The following is a 20,236-nucleotide window of genomic DNA, read 5'->3' on the forward strand; positions in this document are numbered from 1 at the left end:
GTTCATAAGAGTGTTCGAACCCCTGGGTAGATTTCGTCGACGTGTTGCGCATGAGAGTTCTGGGTTCGCTGAGCGCCGAGGTCGACGGCAAGCCCGTCGACCTGGGCGCCCCCCGACAGCGAGCCGTCCTGTCCCTGCTGATCGCTGCTCGCGGCAGCGTCGTCTCGGTGGACCGCCTGATCGACGGTCTGTGGCAAGACGTACCCCCGGCAAAGGCCATGGCGTCGCTGCACGTGTACGTCTCGAGGCTGCGCAGCTCACTGGAGCCGGACCGCCCGCCGCGCACCCCCGCGAGCATCCTGGTCACCCTTGCCCCGGGATACGCGCTGCGGCTGCCGCCGGACGCGGTGGACGCGTGGCGCTTCGAAGCCGGCGTCGCCCGAGCCCGCGACGCCGAGCCGGAGGAAGCGGGCGCCCTGCTCGCCGAAGCCCTGCGCTGCTGGCAGGGCCCCGCCTTCGCGGAACACGCGGACGCGGACTGGGCCGGGCCCGAAGTGGCCCGCCTGACCGCACTGCGCGCCGAGGCCGGCGAGCTGGCGGTCGCCGCCGACCTGCGCACCGGACGCGTGTCCAAGGCGGCGCTGGAGGCCGAAGCCCTGGTCGGCGAGCACCCCTTACGGGAAGAGGGGTGGCGGCTGCTGGCCCTGGCCCAGTGGGCCTGCGGCCGGCAGGCGTACGCCCTTTCCACCCTGCGCCGGGCGACCCGGACCCTGCGAGAGGAACTCGGCTGTGAGCCGAGCCCGGAGCTGGTCAAGCTGGAACACGCGGTGCTGACGCAACGCCTGGACGTGCTGCGCACGGCGACGTCCGCCCCTGAGCGGGCGGGCCGGGACGTGCTGCGCACGGCGACGTCCGCTCCCGAGCGGGCGGCCCTGCGCGCAGGGCACACGCGAAGCATCTCTTCGCCTGCCGAGGAAGCCTCAAGACCCCACCCCGTCTCCGCAGCCGACCGTTCCCGCTCACTCGCCGTCCCCGATGGCGCCCGCCCGCCCGCTACCACCACTGACGGACCCCGTCCGCCCGCGACCGCCGACACCACCCGGCCGCGCTGGCACGACCTCTTCGTCGGCAGAAGCGCCGAACTCCGCACCGCCCACAGCGCGGCGAACACCGCCCGGCACGGTGGGGCCACGCTCCTCGTGACAGGCGAACCCGGAGCCGGCAAGTCCGCCCTCATCGGCCAACTCGTCGACCGCCTGCGCACCGAGGGCTGGCGGGTGCTCATCGGACGCTGCCCCGAATACGAGGGCGCTCCGCCGGCCTGGGCCTGGGTGGAGCTGCTCGGTGAACTCGCCCGCGACACGCCCCCCGCCCGCCCCGAGGAACTGGCGGCCCTGCTGGGCGAGTCGGACAACGAGGCGGCCCCGACGGCCGACGAGGCCGCCAGCGGACGCTTCCGTATGCACCGTGCCTTCGTCGAGTGGATGCGGGCCGCGGCGGGCGCGTCCCCGCTCGCCGTCGTGGTGGAGGACCTGCACCGGGCCGACAGCGAGACACTCGCCCTCGTCGAGGTGGCGGCCTCCGTCACCGGCGTACCGCTGCTCACCGTCGGCACCTACCGCCCCGCCGAAGCCGGGCAACACCTGGTCAAGACCCTGGCCCAACTCGCCCCCGGCGTTCCCCACCGGATCACGCTGGGCGGCCTGCCGTCGCGCGACGTGGCCACCGTCGTCGAGGCCGTCTGCGGCGAGGGCGTCGGCCACGCCACGTTGTCGGCACTCGCCGAACGCACCGGCGGCAACCCCTTCTACGTCCTGGAGAGCGCCCGACTGCTGGCCAGCGAGGGCGCCCTCGTCGCGGTCTCGGAGGTTCCGCAAGGCGTGCGCGACGTGCTGCGCAGGCGCCTTGCCCTGCTCCCCGACAGTGCGCGGACCGCCGTACAACTGACGGCGGTGGTCGGCATCGAGGCCGAAGTCACCGTTCTCGCGGCAGCCGCCGAGGTGCCCGAGTCCGACTTGCTCGAAGGACTCGACGCGGCGCTGGTGGCGAACCTGCTGGTGGAACCCCGCCCGGGCCGGGTGCGTTTCATTCACGCCCTGGTCCGCGACACGGTGTACACCGACCTGTCGGGTGTGCGCAGGTCACGGCTGCACGCCCGCACCGCTGAGGTGTTGCGCCGGCACCGTCCCGACGACCTGGCCGCCCTCGCCCACCACTTCGCCCGGTCGGGCGACATCGCCGACGCACCGCTGGCCGTCGACTACGCCCTGCGTGCCGCGGAGGCGGCTGCCCGCCGCTATGCGCACGAGGTGGCCGTGGAACTGATCGAGCAGGCCATCGACACCCATACCACGGCTGCGGCGCCTGGAGCGGCTGAGGAACAACCGGAACACATGGTGGGCCTGCTGGTGCGACTGCTCGGCGCCCAGGTGAGCGCCGGCTCGACCGACGCGGCACGGCACACCCGCAAGCGCGCGATCGAGCTGGCTGAACAGGCGGGCCGGGGTGATCTCGTGGCCGCGGTCTACGGAGCCTGGGCCGAACCCTCCTCCTGGCACAGCAGGCTGGCGGTGCCCGACGACCCGGCCGTACTGAAACGGATCGACGAACTCGCCTGTGACCCGGACCTGGACGACCGCTCGCGCGCGGGCGTCCTCCACGCCCTCGTCGACGCGGTGGCGGTCAAGGACCCGCCCCGAGCGGCCGAAGCCGCCCGCGCCCAGCTGCAGTTGGCGCGGGCCGGCGGTGACCCGCGCCTGCTGGCCGCCGCGTTGATGACCTCGGCGAAACTCTTCCCGCACGAACTGCACGGCGCCGAGCGGACCCCCCTGGTCGCGGAACTGCGCGACCTCGCCCGCACCCACGACCTGCCCGCCTACCGCTGGATCTGCGAGCACCTCGACTCCCTCACCGCGATCGCCGGCAACGATCCGGCCGCGGTCAACCGGTACACGGCGCACGCCCTGACACTGGCCAAGCGCTACCGGATGGTGTGGGCCCAAGGCATCAACACCGCCACGAAGGCGATGCTCGCCGCCGTCCACGGCCGGTTCGACGAGGCGGAGGCCCAGTACGCCGAGGCCGACGTCCTGCTGCAGCGCGTCGGCACCCACCAGGCGCAGGGCATGCGCACGCTCGGCGTGTCCACCATCCGGCTCGCCCAGGGACGCCCGGCCGACATCGAGCCGATGATGCGTGACGTCTACGACGCGGTGGGCGCCCCGGTAGGGGTCCTCTACGCCCTCATCCTCGCCCTCCTCGGCCGCCACGACGACGCGCGGGCCGTACGCCTCCCCGAAAAGCCGGTCACCGACCACCTCTACGGCATCGAACTCGACTTCCGCTCCCAACTGGCCGTTCTCCAAGGAGACCTGGAAAGCGCCGCCGGGCTCGTCGAGCACCTGCTGCCGCTGCGCGGCCAGTTCGCCGCCGCGGCCGCCGTCTACGCCACCCGCCCCCTGGACCACGCCCTGGCCGACCTGTACCTGCTCCTGGGCGAGCAGCAGAAAGCCGCCCGGCACTACGCCGCGGCCGAACGCACCGCCCGCACCTGGAACTCACCGCACTGCGCCGAAGCCGCCCACCGAGCCCTCGCGAAACTCGCCGACCAGCACGGCCAACGCCGCAACCTCCTCCTCTGACCCCACGGGCCAGACGACCACGTCCGGCAGAGCGGCCACGTCCGGCAAGCGGGCGCGGTCTGAGACTGACACCCATGGCGCCAGGTCCGCTGGCCCGACGACGAGAGCCATCATGATTCGTATTCGTGTACTGGGCCCGGCCGAGGCTGAAGTCGGCGGAGGCCCAGCCGATCTGGGCAGCCGCAGGCAGCGTGCGGTACTGGCGGTCCTGACCTCGCACCGAGGCCGCGCGGTCTCCTCGGACCGGCTGATCGAGGACGTGTGGCACGGCAACCCGCCCCAGCGCCCCCTGATCTCCGTACACGCCTACGTGTCCCACCTGCGAAGGGTGCTGGAACCGCACCGGCCCCCGCGCGCGCCCGCCTCGGTCCTGCTCAGCTCGGCTCAGGGCTACTGTCTTCGGCTGCCCGACGACGCCGTCGACGCCTGGCGTTTCGAGGACGCCGTGCACCGCTCCCGCACGCAGCCGGCGCACACGGCACGGCAGACCCTGCACGAGGCGCTGAGCTGGTGGCGCGGGGCCGCCTACGGGGAGTTCACCGACGGGGCGTGGGCCGCGGCCGAGGCGCACCGGCTCGATGAACTGCGGGCGGCCGCACAGGAACTGCTGGTGGCGGCGATCCTGCGGACCGGCGGAGCGGGCCAGGCGGTGCCGTCAGCGGCCGCGCTGGTGAAGGATCACCCCCTGCGGGAGGAGGGGTGGCGGCTGCTGACGCTGGCCCTGTGGGGGTCGGGCAGCCGCGGCGAGGCGCTCTCCACGCTGCGCCGCTGCCGTCGCGTCCTCCGCGAGGAACTGGGCCTCGACCCGGGGCAGGCACTGGGCGACTTGGAGCAGGCCCTCCTCGTACAGGACGCCGAGGTCCTGCACGCCGCTGTGGCCCCCGCTCCGGCAGACGCCGGATCCGTGCGGCTGCCGGGCCGCCCGGTCGCCTCAGCTGAGCGGCGGCCGTCCGTGCCCGAAGCCCTGGTGGGCCGGGAGGAGGACCTCCTGAGCATCGAGGAACTGCTCACCCCCCACCGCGATGCGGCACAGGTGGCGGTCTTCCTCGGTGAACCGGGCGTCGGCAAGAGCGCCCTGCTCGCGGCCGCCGCCCAGCTGGCGGCCGACCGGGGAATCAGGGTCCTGCGGCTGCGGAGCGCGGAAAGCGAGCACGACCTGGCGTTCGCGGGCCTGCACCAGCTGCTGCGCCCCTTGCTGTCCCGGGCCGCGGATCTCCCCGCCCGCCACGGAACGGCCTTGCGGCAGGCCTTCGGACTTGCCGAACCGGACCACGGCGGCGAGCCCACCGCACGCCTGTACGTGTCGCTGGCCGCGCAGACCCTGCTCTGCCAGGCCGCTGCCGAAAACCCTCTTGCCCTCCTGGTCGACGACGGGCAGTGGGTCGACCCCGCCTCCTTGGAAGTCCTCAGCTTCCTGGCCCGGCGTGTGGACGGTGAACCCATCAGCCTGCTCCTCACCGCCCGAGGCGCCCTGCCGCCGCCGGGCTTCACCCGCGACGTCACCACCCGCACACTCGCGCCGCTGTCCGCAGCCAGGGCAGCCGAACTCCTCGACCGCCAGCCCGACCCCCCGCAAGGCGCGACACGACAGCAGATCCTCGACCTCGCCGCGGGCAACCCGCTGGCCCTCATCGAACTCGCCCGGGCCGCCGCCGACCGCACCGGCGTCCTGCCGACGACCCCTGCCCCCTGGCAGACCCCCGGCCTCGCCCTCACCACCCGCCTGACCAGCATGTTCGCCACGCACCTCACCCAGCTGCCCGCCCCGACCCAGCAGGCCCTGCTGCTGGCCGCGGTCTGCGACACCGGTGAACTCGGCCTCCTGCCCGCCCCCTACACCGACCCGGACGTGTGGCAGCCGGCCGCGGACAGAGGCCTCGTCCAGCTCACCGGCGACCACGTCCAGTTCCGGCACCCTCTGATGCGCTCCGCCGTCTATCACAGCGCCCCTGCCGAGCGGCGCCGCGCAGCGCACCGAGACCTCGCCGCCCGCCCGCAGCTGACACCCGACCGGCAGGCCTGGCACCTCGCCGCGGCCGCCTCCGGAACCGACGAACAGGCGGCCACAGCACTGGAAGCCACCGCCGACCGCGCTCTGCGGCGCAGCGCGAGCACTGAAGCCCTCACCGCGATGGAACGCGCCGCCCAACTCAGCGCCACCCCCCGCACGCGGGCACAGCGGCTGATGCGCACCGCCTATCTCGCCACCTACCAGGAACGGGCCGCCTACGTCAGCGACCTGGCCACCCGCATCGCGGCCCTCACCGACGACCCGGACATCACCTTCCAGCTCACCCTGCTGCGCGGGTGGGCCGCTTTCGCCCGCAACAGGCCGACGGAGGCCATCCGGATCCTGCTGCCGGCCGCCCGGGCGCTGGCGCCGCTGGACCCTGACACCGCCCGCTCCGCCCTCGTCACGGCAGTCACCGCGGCCCTCTTCTCCGGGGTACCGGCCCACCGTGACCAAGTCCTGGCGGCCACGGCCGAGTTCGACACCGGTCATCCCGACGACGCCGTCACACGTCTCTACGCACAGGCCATGTGCCGGCCGCACCACGAGCCCCATCGCCAGCACGAGGAGCTGCAGCGATTGCTGACCACGACGAAACCGGACATGCGCATCACCTGGCTGCTCAGCGGTGTGGCCGCCATCCACGATCTGCCCGACCCGTTCCACCCCGTGCCCCCCGTCCTGGCCGACCCCGACCACCCGGACACCGAGAACGCCGGCAACCGGCTGCGGGTCAGCTCACTGGGCTGGCTCGCCTTCCACCAGGGCCGCATCCGGGCGGCGCAGACCGCCGTCACCCGCACCGCCGACACACCCCCCGGCGAAGAACCCGGCCTCGCCGACGCACAGGTCCACTCCCTGGCCGGAGCCGTGCTCGCGCTGCGCGGCCAGACCCAGGAGGCCCGCCGGGCCCTGCACGACGCCCTCAGCGTCGACGCCCACCCCACCGGAAGAGTCAACATCCACGCACGCTGGGCCCTGGGCCTCGCCGCCTGGGCCGACCAGGACCACGAAGAGGCCTACCGCCACCTGGCAAGCGCCTTCACCGACGACGGACGCCCCCAGCACTACTACCAGTCGTACTACTGCCTGGCCGCCCTCGCCGCAGCCGCCCGGCACACCGGCGACGCCGCCCGCATCGCCCACGCCCGCACCGCCGTGGACCAGGCCGTACAGCAGCTCGCCGATGCATCCTCAGCACGCCTGACCCAGCTCCTGCACCACGCCCAGGCCCTGCTCGCCCACCCCACCCAGGACGCGGAGACCCACTACAAGTACGCCCTGGCCGACCCGCTCGGCGAACAGTGGCCCTTCGAACGCGCCTGCGTGCGCACCGACTACGGCCACTGGCTCCGCCACGCGAACCGCACCCAGGAGGCACGAGAACAACTCGGCCGCGCCCTGGCCGCCTTTGAGCGCCTCGGCGCCCGCCCCTGGGTCGCCCAGATCCGCATGCCATGACCGAAGGCGTGCCGCGCCCGCAGACTAGGCTGGGCTTGTCATGATCAAAGTAAAAGTGCTCGGATCGTTCCGGATCGAGGCCGACGGCCACGCGGTGGACGTGAGCGGGCGCCTTCCCCGGCTGCTCCTGGCACAACTGCTGATCGCCCGCGGGACCGTGGTGCCCACGGAGCAGCTCATCGAGCGGCTGTGGCCGGCGAAGACCCCGCCCAGCGCCCAGCCGACGTTGCACGCGTACGTCGCCCGTCTGCGGCGCGCCCTGGAACCGCAACGGCCCCCACGGGCCCCCGCACGACTGCTGATCAGCGCGCCGTACGGCTACGCCCTGGTCCTGGAACAGGACGCGGTGGACGCCTGGGTGTTCGAGCGGCGGGTGATGGACCGTCCGGCGGGGGAGCGGACGCCCCAGGCCGTCGCGGAGCTGGCCGACACGCTCGCCCTGTGGGGCGGGCAGCCGTACGCGGAGTTCACGGACGAGCCGTGGACCGTCGGCGAGCGCGCCCGCCTGGAGGAGATGCACCGAACCGCCCGCGAGCGGCTCGCCGCGGCCCGCCTCGGCACCGGACTCGTGGACCAGGCACTGGCCGACGCGGACGCCCTGACGCAGGAACAGCCGCTCCACGAGGAAGCCTGGCGGCTGCTGGCGCTGGCCCTGTGGGCCAAGGAACGCCAAGGCGAAGCCCTGGGCGCGCTGCGACGGGCCCGGCGCGCGCTCGACGAGGAACTGGGAGTCGAACCCGGCGCCTCCCTGGTGGAATTGGAGCAGGCTCTGCTGCACCAGCGCCGGGACGTGCTGCAACGCGCGACGGGGACGGGCGCCGCGCCCGAAGCGCCGACCACGCTCGCGGCCGACCGTCTCCTGGGCCGCGAGGCCGAGTTGGGGGTCCTGGCAGCCGCGGCGGATCGGGCACGGCAAGGCCACGCCCAGGTGGTCCTGGTCTCCGGCGAGGCCGGTATCGGCAAGTCGAGCCTGCTGGAGACGGGCATCAGCCAACTGCCCCGGCAGGGCTGGCTGACGGGGTTCGGGCAATGCCCCGAGACAGACGGCGCCCCACCCGGCTGGGCCTGGCACGACATGCTGCCCGGCCTCGCGCGGGTCGCCCCGCCCGGCCCGTACACCGCGGCGCTGGCGCCGCTGCTCACTCCCGACGACGCAGCCGGTTTCGGCCAGTCCGACGGCAGCCCCGCCCAACGGTTCCGCCTGCACAAAGCACTCGTCGGCTGGCTCCGGGAGACCGCCCTGCGCCGCCCGCTGGCGATCGTGCTGGACGACCTGCACCGAGGCGACCAGGAAAGCGTCGAGCTGTTCCTGCTCTGCGCCGAGCAGCTGCGCGACGTACCGGTGCTGCTGGTGGGCTCCTACCGCCCCGGAGAAGGCGACCTGACCGGTGCACTGGCCCGCCTGGCCGTCCTCGCGCCCGCACGGGTGGCCCTCGGCGGACTGTCGCAGGCCCACGCGACGGAACTGCTGCGGCGCGGTGCATCCGACATGAGCGATCACGTCGCGGCGGCCCTGGCCGAACGCACCGGAGGCAACCCCTTCTACCTTCGGGAGAGCTCGCTCCTGCTGGCCGGCGAGGGCGAACAGCAGGCGCTGGAAGCCGTCCCCCAAGGCGTCCAGGACGTCCTCAAGCGCCGACTGGCCCTCCTGCCACCCGCCGTCACGGCCGGACTGCGTCTCGCCGCCGTCGCCGGACGCGAAAGCCCGCTCACCCTCCTTCTCCGCGCCACCGACAAGGACCCCGAGCAGCTGCTCGACGCCCTGGAAGCGGGCGTCACCGCAGGACTGCTCACCGAACCCCGCCCCGGCACCGTCCGCTTCACGCACGCCCTGGTACGCGACGCCCTCGCCGCCGACCTCACCCACCTGAGGCTGGCCAGGCTGCACTCCCGCCTGGGCAGGGCCCTGATGTCCCTCGGCTCCGACGACGTCGCCACCACCGCCCACCACCTCCTCCAGGCGGCTGCGGTCCTCACCGCCGACGCCGGGCCCGCGGTCCGCCACGCCCTGCTCGCGGGCGAGCAGGCAGTACGCCGCTACGCCCCGCAGAACGCCGAAGCCATACTGAGCGCAGCGCTCGACCTCCTCACCGGCCACCCCGAAGCCTTCGCCGACCAGGACGCCGCCCGGCTGCGCGTGTCGGCCCTGGGCCAACTGGTGGACTGCCGGATCCGCATGGGAGCGATCGTCCCGGCGCGCGAGGCCCAACAGAAAGCCGTACGCGTGGCCCGGGCGGAACGGCAGGCCGGCCGCCCCACCGAGACCCCCGAGACCGAACCCGCCGCCTCGCGCACCGACCTGCTGATCGCCGCCTACACGACCTGGACCGAACCGACCCCCTGGCGGGTGCGCGCCTACGCGGTGTCCGACCCCGAGGCCGTCGAGGAACTGGACATGCTGCTGGCGCGCCCGGACCTCACCGACCGGCAACGATGCCTGCTCCTCGACCAGCTGGCCGACGCCCTCGACGACTCCGACCCGCGCGCCGTGGACGTAGCACACCAGGCGGTGCGGTTGGCCCGCGCCGCGGGCGAACCCCGGCTGCGAGGACTGACTCTCACCTCACTGCTGCGCCGCATCGACTGCGACCTCCACCCCGAGACCTACGAGCGGCTCCACCGCGAACTCACCGAGGTGGCCGCCGCCGAGGACAGCCCCGAGTACTCCTGGATGAGCCACTACATCGCCGCCCGGATCGCCGCCGGCCGCAACGACCCGGCACAGATGGAGCGTTGCCTCACCCGCGCGGACGACATCGCCCGCACCTACGAGCTCCAGGGCCTGTTCGCGGTGGCCCGGCTACGGCACTGCATGCTCGCCATGGCACAGGGCCGGTTCGACGACGCCGAGCGCACTCTGGCGGAGGCGGTGGACGAACTCCGGGCACGAGGAGCCGTCGATCTCAGCGGCCTGGCCGCCCTGAGCATGGGCTGCATCCGGGTCCAGCAAGGACGTCTCGCCGAGATGCTGCCCATGCTGCTCGCGGTGTGGGAGCAGTACCAGCCGGTCAACGAAGCCCTCACCGCGCTCTCCCTGGCCGCCGCCGGCCGCCTCGAAGAAGCCCGCGCCGTCCTGGACCAACGCCTCCCCATCCAACGCGACTTCGCCTACGTCGTCCTCACCCAACTGCGCGGCATGGCCGCGGTCGCCTTCGACGACCGCACACTCGCCGCGGAGGTCTACCAGGACCTGCTCCCCCTGCACACCCTGGCAGGAGGCGTGAGCAACCTCTCCATGGCCTTCCGGCCCGTCGCGCAGACCCTCGGCGAACTCGCCCAGTACCTGGACCGCCCCGACCAGGCACGCCACCACTACCTTGAGGCGCAGCGGGTGGCCACCGCCTGGAACTCCGCGCACTGGGCGGACGACGCTCGAACCGCCCTGGCAGGACTGCCGCAGATGTCCGCGTAGCAGCCCCTCATCCCGCAGGCACCCGTTCGACGAGCTCGGCCACAAACGCCGCCGCGAGTTCGAGGAACCGCTGAGGTGAATCGGCCGTCAGCTGGAGGTCCACGAGCACCTCGTCGTTGTCCTCCGTGCACATCAGCCGGAGATGGTCACAGAGCTGGCGAACGGTCCCCCGCTGGAACGACTCCGCGGCATCGGCCCCGGACGCGGTGATCTCCGCGTTGACCCGGAACACCCGGCGCAGACCCGCCGGATCACGCCCCGCCCGCTCGGCCGCCTCGGCCGCGACGGCCCAAAGACCCCGGAAGTACGGCAACGGCATCGAGGCCCCCAACCAGCCGTCCGCGCGCCGGCCGACACGCTCCAGCGCGGGCGGGGTGAAGCCACCCAGCAGCACCGGCGGCCTCGGACGCTGTTGAGGCTTCGGCAGGATCGTCGACTCGGGAATCCGCCACAACGCGCCCGCGTGAACGACGGGATCGCACTGCCATACGGCGTCCAGCACGTCGAGCGTCTCCTCCAGCCGCGCGCCACGGCCCTGCCAGGGCACCCCGGCGGCCGCGTACTCCTCACGCATCCAGCCCAGCCCGAGCCCCACGTCCAAACGCCCGTGACTGATCAGATCGAGCGTCGTCAGCGAGCGGGCGAGCACCAGCGGAGGCTGCCACAGGGCGTTGAGCGTGCTGCTCCCGAGCCGCACCCGTTCGGTGACCGTGGCCGCCACCGTCAGCGCGAGCAGCGGGTCGAGGTGAGTGCCGTACCGCAGCGGCATGGGCTTGCCACCGGCGTACCCGTCGGGAGGGATGATCGGAGCCAGAAGCCGATCAGCCGCCCAGAGACTGTGGCAGCCCAGCGTCTCCAGGGCCGCGCACATCGTGGCGGTGTGGTCAGGGTCGGCGAACGGGCCGAACTGGGGGACGGCGAATCCGATGCGCATCGGTGGGAGTTCCTCGATCGGTACGGGACAGGGCGGGCGTCGGGACCGTCAGACCGCTCGACCGGCCGCGTCCTCGCCGCGGACGCGCCGGATCTCACGGCGGTACTGCCGTTGCCCCACCACCCTCCACAACAGCCGGGCGGGAAAGGGCAACCGGGCAAGGAACTCCCGACGCTCGTCAGCCGGGCTGTCCTCCAGAATGGCGCCCAGCGCGATCATCAACCGGTTCCGCGGCGTCTCGGCAAGGCCCCGCTCTCCCACCGCACGCCATTGCTGCTCGGTCACGTGAAGGGCGACCAGCGGCATGACCTCCCGCTCCTCCTCATCGAGATGCGAGCACAGCTGCTGGTGATGCTTGCGCAGCGCCTCCACCAGCTCGTCACGCACATCGGGCCGTACCTCCGGCTGCCACCGGTCCATGAGCCCCTGGACCACCGCGATCCCCTCGTCGAGCTCGCGATGCTGCGCCTCCATCGCCAGAACCTGCTCGGCGGCCAGATGCAGCTGAGGCAACAACACCGGCCACAGCAGCTCGTCCTCACCGGTGTGGTGGGTGTGCAGGCCCTCGGAGTAGAGCCGCCAGTGCTCCGCAAGAACCAGAGCACGAGCACTGTCGCCCCGGCGCACCCCTTGAACGAGCTCGGCCAGCAGCCGCGACTCACGACGAAACACCCGATGGACCATCGCCATCTCGCGGGTGTAGGGGTGCACGGTGGATTCGGATGTGTTGCTGGAGGTCATGCCGCCCAGTGTCCTGAGCCCAATTGCAGAACCCTTGTAAGGGACTTGCCGGACAGGAAAAGGGGCGTAGCTCAGAAACCGCCTCCGGTCTCAGTGACGCGGGTCACCGGATCTTCCCCGTATCCGTCTCGTCCGACCGACAACCCCGAGGGAGTTGGGACGTCTGTCGGGGTGGATGCGCCTCCAGTAGAGGGCCGCCGCACGGGAAGCCACCCATGGCGGACGGTCAGCCAACACATCGAAGACGATGATTCGAGGATCGAAGATGTCAGTACGTTAAGCCGCTGTCCGCGGCCTCCGTTCGGGCCGGGTTCGTGTCGCGCTGGGCCTCTCGGTCGTGGGCGCCACGCTCGCCCTCGGCGCGGCCGCCTCGGCCCAGGCCACGGCGAGTGCCCCCGCCGAGCCGCAGAAGGCGCACGTGACGCACACGTCCGGGGCGCAGACGCTCGACGAGAGCTCCGAGACGGACGTCCCCGCGGACGCGAAGCCCGCGCAGACCGCCCCGCCCTGCCCCGGAGGACTCGACGTCTGCGACGCGGACGCCGTGCCTGTCACGGCTCCGGCCCGCTGACGCTCTTCAACATCGTGGCCCGCTGATCGACGCCAGGTCGTTCGGTGATCCCACCTGAAGGCACGCTGCATTGCTCAGGCCAGGCAGCACGGTCCGTCCGCCCGGATCTCCGGGCGGACGGACCGGTCCCGCAACGTCCAGGAGACCTGTGAGTACAGCGACGATCCCCACCGCCGCAACGCCGGTGACCTGGTGGCGGAGCATGTCCAGCCGACTGGATCTGAGACGCCGACAGCAGGACGGACGCGCTCTGCGTTCACCGACGAGTCGTCAGGAAGGCGGCAGGAAGCTGCTCAAAGCCGTGCCCATCGGCACGGCGACAACCGGGGACGACCACGGCTTCAGCGAGCTCTACCACCATCGCCGGCTGGAACTGGTGCGGCTGGCCCTGCTTCTGGTGGACGACCTTCCCACCGCGGAGGACGTCGTGCAGGACGCGTTCGCAGCGCTCCTGCGCCGCCATGGCCGTCGGCTTGCGGACCTGGACGACCCCGAGGCGTACCTGCGCACCTGTGTGGTCAACACGGCCCGCTCGGTTCTGCGCCGACGCCGTACGGCACGTGCCTACATTCCTGAGCGTGCACGCCACGTCCCGTCCGCCGACAAGAGCGTGCTCCTCGCCGAGACCCATCAAGAGGTGATCGACGCACTGCAGCGTCTCACCCGCCGGCAGCGTGAGGTGTTGGTCCTGCGCTACTGGTCGGACCTCACCGAAGCCCAGATCGCCGACACTCTCGGAATCTCCCGCGGGACGGTCAAATCAACCGCCAGCCGCGCCCTGGACGCTCTCGGCAGACAACTGGAGATACCTCGATGACCGAGCACCCCTCTCAGTCGCACTCCCGTCCTTCGCTCTGCCGGCGGCTCGCGGAGATCCCCCGATGAGCAGCGGCCGGACCCACCGCGAGGCGATCGAACAACGACTGCGTGACGCCCTTCAAGCCCGGGCAAACAGCGCCGACTGGGAACACCTGCGGCCCGCGGCCCCTCCCATCAGGCCCCGGAGGCTCTTCAGTGCCTCTCGCCGGACCGTCCTCGTATGGTCCGGCCTGGCCGTCGCCGCTGCCTGCGCACTGCTGTTGCTCGTCCTCACGACCGGCGCCTCGGACGGCCCGGCCCCTCCCGCCGTGAGCCCGCCCACGTCTCAGGCCCCGGCTTCGCCCGCCACCTCGGCGAAACCATGACCGATCCTGAAGCGACCTCAGGCCATGGCCAGGACGGCCGAGACCAAGGATCGCAGGCAGGCGCTCTCGGCTTCCTCGTCCGGCAGGGAGAGATGCTGCATCGTCAGCCCGTCGAAACCGGCCAGGAAGAACCTCGCGATCGTCTCGGCGGGCTGCCCGAGCCGGTGACCGGTGCGTTCGGCGGCCTGTTCGACCAGCTTCGTCGTTACCGCCAGGACTTCGCTGTAGTGGTTCTGAAGAGCTTCCTTCAGGTGCGGCGTGCGCAGGGCGAACATGCTCAGCTCGGTGAGCAGCTGGTGCGAGGCGGGCTGTTCGAGCACGGTGTGCCAGAGTGCCTCGGCGAGCGTGGTGATGGTGTCCTCGAAGCTCGCGTCCGTGGGTGCGGCCTGTGACACCTGGTCGATGAGGTCGTGCGTGAGTTGTTCCATGACGGCCCGGTACAGCTCCTCCTTCGTGCCGAAGGTGTAGTGCACGGTCGCCTGTGCCACGCCGAGCTCGGCGGCGATGGCACGGGTGCTGCCGGCGGCGACGCCCTCCCTGGCCATGAGGCCGATGGCCGCCTTGATCAGTTGAGGGCGGCGCTCTGCCGCGGATACGTGAGCCATGACGCGATCCTATGCGACTCAGTCTGTCGAACAGGTCGCTCGACAAATCACCGGTACATGATGACGGCCGCTCCTGGGCCGGCAGCCGTCCGGACAGCCGTCCCACGGGTGGACCGGCCGTCGGCCCAGGAGCATGCGCCGCCCGTCAGAGAGCGGTCCTCGACGCCTCGGAACGGAGCAGGGTGTTGAGGTTGGCCATGGAGGTGCGCATGCCGGCGCGCATCGCGGGCTGCTGTATGGAGTCGAGGAGCAGGCCCAGCGGGCCGAGGCCGATGGTGTACTCGACCTGGTAGAGCATCTCCGTCGCCTCCCGGCCGTCGGCGCTCTGGACCGGGCGGAACTCGAAGATGTTGGTGACGTCCTGGAGCGGGGTGAATCCGGTGCCGGTGTCGACGCGGCGCTTGAAGGGCTCGATCTCCTTGACGGTCCACACAGAGCGGGCCCGCAGCGGACCGAGGGTGCGGTTGCGCTCGGCGTACGTCTTGCCGACCTCGGCGATTCCGTGGTGGTCGGTGACCTCGATGGCTCCGGCGACCCACTCGGCGTACCGGTCGGTGCGGGAGATGACGTCCCAGACCCGCCCGAGGGGGGCGTCGATGACGGCGGTCTCGGCGACGACGAAACGGTTCATGGCAGGGTTCCCTTGCTGGTCGGTGCTTCTCGCGCTCAGTTCTGGTGGAGGAGTTCGGTGGCGGTGTGCCTGCCGGAGCGGACCGCGCCGTCCATATAGCCGTTCCAGTACGGGGAGAACTCGGCGCCCGCCCAGTGCACGCGGCCGTGGGGGCGGCCCATCCACTGGCCGAAGTCGGTGAGCACGCCGGGGGCGGCGACGGAGGTGGGGCCGCCCTGTGTCCACTGCTCGGCGGTCCAGTCCTGCTCGACGTAGTCGACGGTGTCGAAGGCGCGGTCCCCGACGACCTGGGCGAAGCAGCGCAGGACGGCGCCCCGGCGCTCGGCGGCCGGGCGGTGGGCCCACTTGCGCCATTCCTTGCCGCCGAGGAAGCCCATCAGGACGCCCGGTCCGCCGTCGGGCGGGGTGTTGTCGAACATCTCGCGGATGGGGGAGCCGCCGCGCAGCAGCCCCATGCCGGAGAGCCCGTCCTGCCGCCAGAACGGCTTGTCGTAGACGGCGACACACTTCATGAGGGTGCCGAACGGCAGCCGCTGGAAGAGCTGGTCCTGCTGGGCGGGCAGCAGCGGGTCCCACATGATCCGCGAGGCCACCAGCGGCGGTACGGCGACGATCACGCGGTCGGCCCGCCAGTCACCGGCGTCGGAGACCACGGTGACACCGGTGGAGTCCTGGCTGATGCGTCGCACCGGCGCCGACAGGTGGACGCGGCCGTCGAGTTCTTCGGCGAGGCGCTGGGCGACGAGCTGTGAGCCGCCGACGAAGCGGCTGTCCTGGGCGCCTCCGGTGGTGCCGGTGCCGCGCTCCATGGTGCCGGGGTTGGTCTCGTTGCCGAACGTCGAGACGTACCAGAGGCTGAACAGGGCGGAGGCGTCGCGGGCCTCGCCGCCGTAGGCGGAGTTCAGGAACAGGCTGATCATGTCGACGGCGTCGCCGGTGATCTCGGCCTTGCGCAGCCACGTCTCGTAGGTCATGCCGTCCAGTTCACGGGCGTTCGGGGCCTTCCAGGGGGCGGCCGGGTCCACCTTGGCCGCAGCGTGGCCGACGCGGGCCAGGGCGATCCCCATGTCCGGCAGCGCGAACAGGTCCGGAGGGGTGTCCCCCGTGAACCGCTTGGCCTTGCCGTCGTGCACGTAGACGGTCTCGCCGGGGACGGCGGCCTGGTAGGTGGCCACGCCGACCTCCTTGGCCAGCGCCAGGATGTGGTCCTGGGTGGGGCCCACGAACTGCCCGCCGATCTCGGTCACTTGACCGTCGCCGAGGTCGTGGTTGAGCAGCCGGCCGCCGACCCGGTCACGGGCTTCCAGTACGGCCACGGACTTGCCCGCCGCGACGAGCTCCCGTGCCGCGGTCAGACCGGCCAGCCCCGCACCGATCACCACCACATCCGCCCTGTGGGCGTGGCGCGCCGCGGCGATGTCCCTGTTCTGCGTGCTGCTCATGATCACTCCTTGTCCTGGGGCACAGGCCACCCATGACCTGGCTCTTCCCGGAGCGGTGAGCTCCGGTGGCCATCACCATACAGACGACATGGTCGGTCGACAATGTCGTTAGTTCAAGTTAACTGATTTAGTCGCAAGATTTGATCGCTCGACTTGAGCGAGTGATAAAGTCGACCCTCGAAGCAGCCCGGATGCCGTCAAGGGCACCGGCACGCCTCATGCCCGCAACCGCCCGACGGCACGGGCCGCCCCACTCCGCCGTTCGTCCCGCGTCCGCAACACGACGTCGGCAAATCCCTTACCGACCTTGGGAGTTCGCCATGGCAGTCCTGCTCCATCGGCTGGGCCGCAGCGCCTACCGCCATCGCAAGCTGGTCCTCGGTATCTGGCTCGTGGTCCTGGCCGCGCTCATCACGTGCGCCGGCGTCTTCGGCGGCAAGCTCGACGACCGCTTCACCGTGCCCGGTACCGAGTCGCAGCGCGCCCTGGACACACTCGGCAAGACGCTGCCCGAAGCCTCCGGAGCGGGCGCCCAGATCGTCTTCACCGCACCCGAGGGCCACCACATCACCGAGGCCCCCTACACCGCGGCCATCGCCGGAACCGAGAAGGCAGCCGCGAAAGCACCCCAGGTCAAAGCCGTCATGGGCCCGAGCCAGTCCGGAGCTGTCTCCGCCGACCGGAGCACGGCGATCGTGCAGGTGCAGTACTCAGTCCAGCGAGCCGAAGTACACCCCTCATCCCTGGACGCGATCGAGAAGGCGGCCGAGGGAGCCGAGAAGAGCGGGCTCAAGACTGCGGTCGGCGGCAGTGCCTACGGCAGCAACGGCGTGCACATAGGCCCGTCCGAGATCATCGGCGTCGCCGTAGCCGTACTCGTCCTCGTCGTCACCTTCGGCTCCCTGCTCGCCGCAGGCATGTCACTGCTGCCCGCCCTGCTCGGCGTGGCCGTGGGACTCGCCGGACTGCTCGCCCTCACCCCGGCGTTCAGCATTTCCTCCACCGCCATCACACTCGCGCTGATGCTGGGGCTGGCCGTGGGCATCGACTACAGCCTGTTCATCCTGACCCGCCACCGCCAGCAACTCGCCTGCGGAACCGACCCTCAGGAGTCCATCGCCCTGGCCAACGGCACCGCCGGCAGCGCGGTCGTCTTCGCCGGCAGCACCGTGATCATCGCCCTGGCCGCACTCACCGTCATCGGCATCCCGTTCCTGACGGTAATGGGCCTCGGCGCCGCCGGAGCCGTCCTCGTCGCGGTCTTGGCCGCGATCACCCTGCTCCCGGCCCTCGCCGGATTCGCCGGCACCCGGCTGACCCCGAAGCCCGGCAGCAAGGAGGCCGAGCGGGCCACCGACCCCGACGGATCCGCCGGCCGGGCGACCCTGGGCGCCCGCTGGATCAGGACCGTCGTCGCCAAGCCCCTGCTCACCGTCCTGGCCGTCGCCGGCATCCTCGTCGCCCTGGCGCTCCCCGCGACGGACCTGCGCCTCGCCCTGCCGGACAACGGCTCGGCCCCGGTCACCTCCACCGAACGCAAGGCGTACGACACCGTCAACGACAAGTTCGGCCCCGGCTTCAACGGCCCACTCCTCGTCCTGACCGAAACCGACAAGGGCTCGGGCACGCGCGCAGCAGCTCAAGCCGCGCAGAAGCTCCGAAACCTCAAGGGGATCAAGACAGTCCTGCCCCCCACCCCCACCCACGACCCCACCCAGACCGTCATCCAGGTCATCCCGAAGACCGGCCCCGACAGCACCCGCACCGGCCAACTCGTCCGCGACATCCGCGCCGCCGCCCCGGACATCCACGAGACAACCGGAGCGACGATCGCCGTCACCGGCACCACCGCCGTCAACATCGACGTCTCCAACCGCCTCAGCGACTCCCTGCTGCCGTTCATCGCCATCGTCGTCGGCCTGAGCCTGATCCTGCTGACCATGGTCTTCCGCTCACTGATCGTCCCGCTCAAAGCAGCCGTCGGATTCCTCCTCTCGGTGGCAGCCTCGCTCGGCATGGTCGTCGCCCTGTTCCAGTGGGGCTGGCTGGCGGACACCCTCGGCCTCGCCCACACCGGCCCCGTCGTCAGCTTCCTGCCGATCATCCTGATCGGCGTACTCTTCGGACTCGCCATGGACTACGAGGTGTTCCTCGTCTCCGGAATGCGCGAGGAGTGGGTCCACACCGGCATGGCCCGCAGGTCGGTGACCGACGGCGCACGGCACAGCGTCCGAGTCGTCACCGCTGCCGCCCTGATCATGTTCACCGTCTTCGCCGGGTTCTTCCCCCTCGACGACGCCCTGATCAAGCCCATCGCCTTCGCCCTCGCGGTCGGCGTCGTCATCGACGCCTTCGCCGTCCGCCTGACCCTCGTCCCCGCAGTCCTCGCCCTCGCCGACCGCCACGCCTGGTGGCTCCCCACCTGGCTCGACCGCACCCTGCCCGACCTCGACGTAGAAGGCACACGCCTCCAGAAGACCCCACAGCCGCAGCACAAGAAGCCCGAGCGAGTCTCCTGACCCACCTGCACACCCGGCGGACCCTCCGCCGACGAGAGCCCTGGCCCGGAGCAACCACCACCTCCGAGCCAGGGCCTCGCCTTTGCCAAGGGGCCTGCCGTCGACGTGTAGGAAGAAGCTCAATGAGCCCCATCAGCTTGGCCCTGGCGCATGACGAACGGGCCGTCGGATGGACGGCGCCTTCGCCCAGCTCGGTGTGTCAGACGGTCCCGCCGGTCACGCCACCGAGGAGGGCGCCGCGTTCTACCAAGAGTAGAATGCCGTCATGGGTGATCAGGACACCAGCATCAAAACCACAAAGGCCGTACGCGACCGCCTGCGGACGCTGGCCGATGAGCGCGGTACCACCATGAACGATCTCCTGGAGACGCTCGTCAAGCGAGAGCTCACCGAGGAAGAAAAGGAACAGCGCGCGCAACAGGCGCTTGAGGAGATCCGGCAGACAACGGGCGTCATCGTCTCCGACGAGGCACGGACCCGGGCTCGCGCCTTCCTGCAGCGCCTCGGACGGGAGCACCGCGCCGCGTGATCCGGGTCCTGCTCGACCACACCTGCATCAGGGCCTTGGCGGAGGGCGACGAATTCCTCAACGGCCTGTACGTCGAGGCCAGTTACGGCTACGCCGAGATCGTCATCCCGGCCCTGTCCGCCACGGTCGCCGAGCGCGAGAAGCCCGGCGCAGGCCAGCACATCCTCAGCCGCCGCTTCACCACCGTGGCCGACTTCACCCACGCCCACGCCTTGGTGGCCGGGACATGGCGGCAGGCGGACTGGCGGATCCTGCACCCAGCCGCCGCCGTGCTCGTGGCCCAGCAAAGCGGCGACGACACGACACTGCTGTCCCTGGATTCCGACCTGTACGCCGGCACTGGCGTCACCCCACTCAATCCCCTGAACCCCTAGGGAACGCGGCTTCACCGAAGGCCCGTGGTCGCAGCCCTGCGCAGCACTCACCCGGCCGTGCGAGGCGCGCCAAGCACACCAGGCACTGCATCGCCGCTATGCGCCCTGCCACCGGCCCTGACCAGACCATCGACCAGGTCAGGCCGACCACGGTCACGATGAGGACACAAACGGCTTGGTCACCCGCTGGTCACCCCGACCACGGGCGGCTGCGCGACGCATGAGCGGTCACGGTTGCACG

13 protein-coding genes are annotated in these 20,236 nt (G+C 71.5%); 8 read left to right on the forward strand and 5 right to left on the reverse strand.

Annotated elements, in window-relative coordinates; translation table 11 throughout:
- The first annotated feature begins 50 nt into the window (after nucleotides 1-50).
- The 3 genes from ACFUO4_RS38640 to ACFUO4_RS38650 all read left to right on the forward strand — a co-directional run bounded on the left by ACFUO4_RS38640 (nucleotide 51) and on the right by ACFUO4_RS38650 (nucleotide 10,465).
- Entirely contained in the window at nucleotides 51-3,581 is a 3,531-nt protein-coding gene (locus tag ACFUO4_RS38640; protein WP_383493889.1) for a BTAD domain-containing putative transcriptional regulator, read from the forward strand.
- A 112-nt stretch (nucleotides 3,582-3,693) separates the two neighbouring features.
- Entirely contained in the window at nucleotides 3,694-7,053 is a 3,360-nt protein-coding gene (locus ACFUO4_RS38645) for a BTAD domain-containing putative transcriptional regulator (protein WP_383493892.1), read from the forward strand.
- 40 nt (nucleotides 7,054-7,093) lie between these two features.
- Nucleotides 7,094-10,465 (forward strand): BTAD domain-containing putative transcriptional regulator, encoded by a 3,372-nt coding sequence (locus ACFUO4_RS38650; protein ID WP_383493895.1) that lies wholly within the window; start codon nucleotides 7,094-7,096, stop codon nucleotides 10,463-10,465.
- A gap of 7 nt (nucleotides 10,466-10,472) precedes the next feature.
- Here the strand turns inward: ACFUO4_RS38650 and ACFUO4_RS38655 are convergent, their stop codons facing one another.
- Both ACFUO4_RS38655 and ACFUO4_RS38660 read right to left on the reverse strand, forming a co-directional pair.
- Nucleotides 10,473-11,399 carry a TIGR03619 family F420-dependent LLM class oxidoreductase gene (locus ACFUO4_RS38655; protein WP_383493898.1) on the reverse strand — a complete coding sequence of 309 codons (927 nt, stop codon included), beginning with the start codon at nucleotides 11,397-11,399 and terminating at the stop codon, nucleotides 10,473-10,475.
- A gap of 48 nt (nucleotides 11,400-11,447) precedes the next feature.
- The gene (locus ACFUO4_RS38660) at nucleotides 11,448-12,140 is read right to left on the reverse strand and encodes a hemerythrin domain-containing protein (protein ID WP_383493901.1); all 693 of its coding nucleotides are present in this window, start codon (nucleotides 12,138-12,140) and stop codon (nucleotides 11,448-11,450) included.
- A 337-nt stretch (nucleotides 12,141-12,477) separates the two neighbouring features.
- Between ACFUO4_RS38660 and ACFUO4_RS38665 the strand changes: the two genes are divergently transcribed.
- Nucleotides 12,478-12,711 carry a hypothetical protein gene (locus tag ACFUO4_RS38665; RefSeq protein WP_383493904.1) on the forward strand — a complete coding sequence of 78 codons (234 nt, stop codon included), beginning with the start codon at nucleotides 12,478-12,480 and terminating at the stop codon, nucleotides 12,709-12,711.
- A 202-nt stretch (nucleotides 12,712-12,913) separates the two neighbouring features.
- Nucleotides 12,914-13,528, forward strand: a complete 615-nt coding sequence (locus tag ACFUO4_RS38670) for a SigE family RNA polymerase sigma factor (protein ID WP_383493907.1) — start codon at nucleotides 12,914-12,916, stop codon at nucleotides 13,526-13,528.
- A 384-nt stretch (nucleotides 13,529-13,912) separates the two neighbouring features.
- Here the strand turns inward: ACFUO4_RS38670 and ACFUO4_RS38675 are convergent, their stop codons facing one another.
- The 3 genes from ACFUO4_RS38675 to ACFUO4_RS38685 form a co-directional block, all read right to left on the reverse strand.
- Nucleotides 13,913-14,500, reverse strand: coding sequence for a TetR/AcrR family transcriptional regulator (locus ACFUO4_RS38675; RefSeq protein WP_383493909.1), 588 nt, complete (start codon nucleotides 14,498-14,500; stop codon nucleotides 13,913-13,915).
- Between the two features lie 145 nt (nucleotides 14,501-14,645).
- Nucleotides 14,646-15,131: an SRPBCC family protein gene (locus ACFUO4_RS38680; protein WP_383493912.1), complete on the reverse strand. Its 486-nt coding sequence runs from the start codon at nucleotides 15,129-15,131 to the stop codon at nucleotides 14,646-14,648.
- 35 nt (nucleotides 15,132-15,166) lie between these two features.
- Nucleotides 15,167-16,573, reverse strand: coding sequence for a flavin monoamine oxidase family protein (locus tag ACFUO4_RS38685; protein WP_383493915.1), 1,407 nt, complete (start codon nucleotides 16,571-16,573; stop codon nucleotides 15,167-15,169).
- A gap of 320 nt (nucleotides 16,574-16,893) precedes the next feature.
- Between ACFUO4_RS38685 and ACFUO4_RS38690 the strand changes: the two genes are divergently transcribed.
- The 3 genes from ACFUO4_RS38690 (at nucleotide 16,894) to ACFUO4_RS38700 (ending at nucleotide 19,995) form a co-directional block, all read left to right on the forward strand.
- Nucleotides 16,894-19,092 (forward strand): MMPL family transporter, encoded by a 2,199-nt coding sequence (locus tag ACFUO4_RS38690; protein WP_383493918.1) that lies wholly within the window; start codon nucleotides 16,894-16,896, stop codon nucleotides 19,090-19,092.
- A 265-nt stretch (nucleotides 19,093-19,357) separates the two neighbouring features.
- Nucleotides 19,358-19,621: a hypothetical protein gene (locus tag ACFUO4_RS38695; RefSeq protein ID WP_383493921.1), complete on the forward strand. Its 264-nt coding sequence runs from the start codon at nucleotides 19,358-19,360 to the stop codon at nucleotides 19,619-19,621.
- The gene (locus tag ACFUO4_RS38700) at nucleotides 19,618-19,995 is read left to right on the forward strand and encodes a PIN domain-containing protein (RefSeq protein ID WP_383493924.1); all 378 of its coding nucleotides are present in this window, start codon (nucleotides 19,618-19,620) and stop codon (nucleotides 19,993-19,995) included. The genes ACFUO4_RS38695 and ACFUO4_RS38700 overlap by 4 nt, the downstream gene beginning before the upstream one ends.
- Nucleotides 19,996-20,236: the final 241 nt, after the last annotated feature.

Origin of the sequence: Streptomyces sp. NPDC057280 (assembly GCF_042668605.1) — a bacterium.
Taxonomy (GTDB): Bacteria; Actinomycetota; Actinomycetes; order Streptomycetales; family Streptomycetaceae; genus Streptomyces.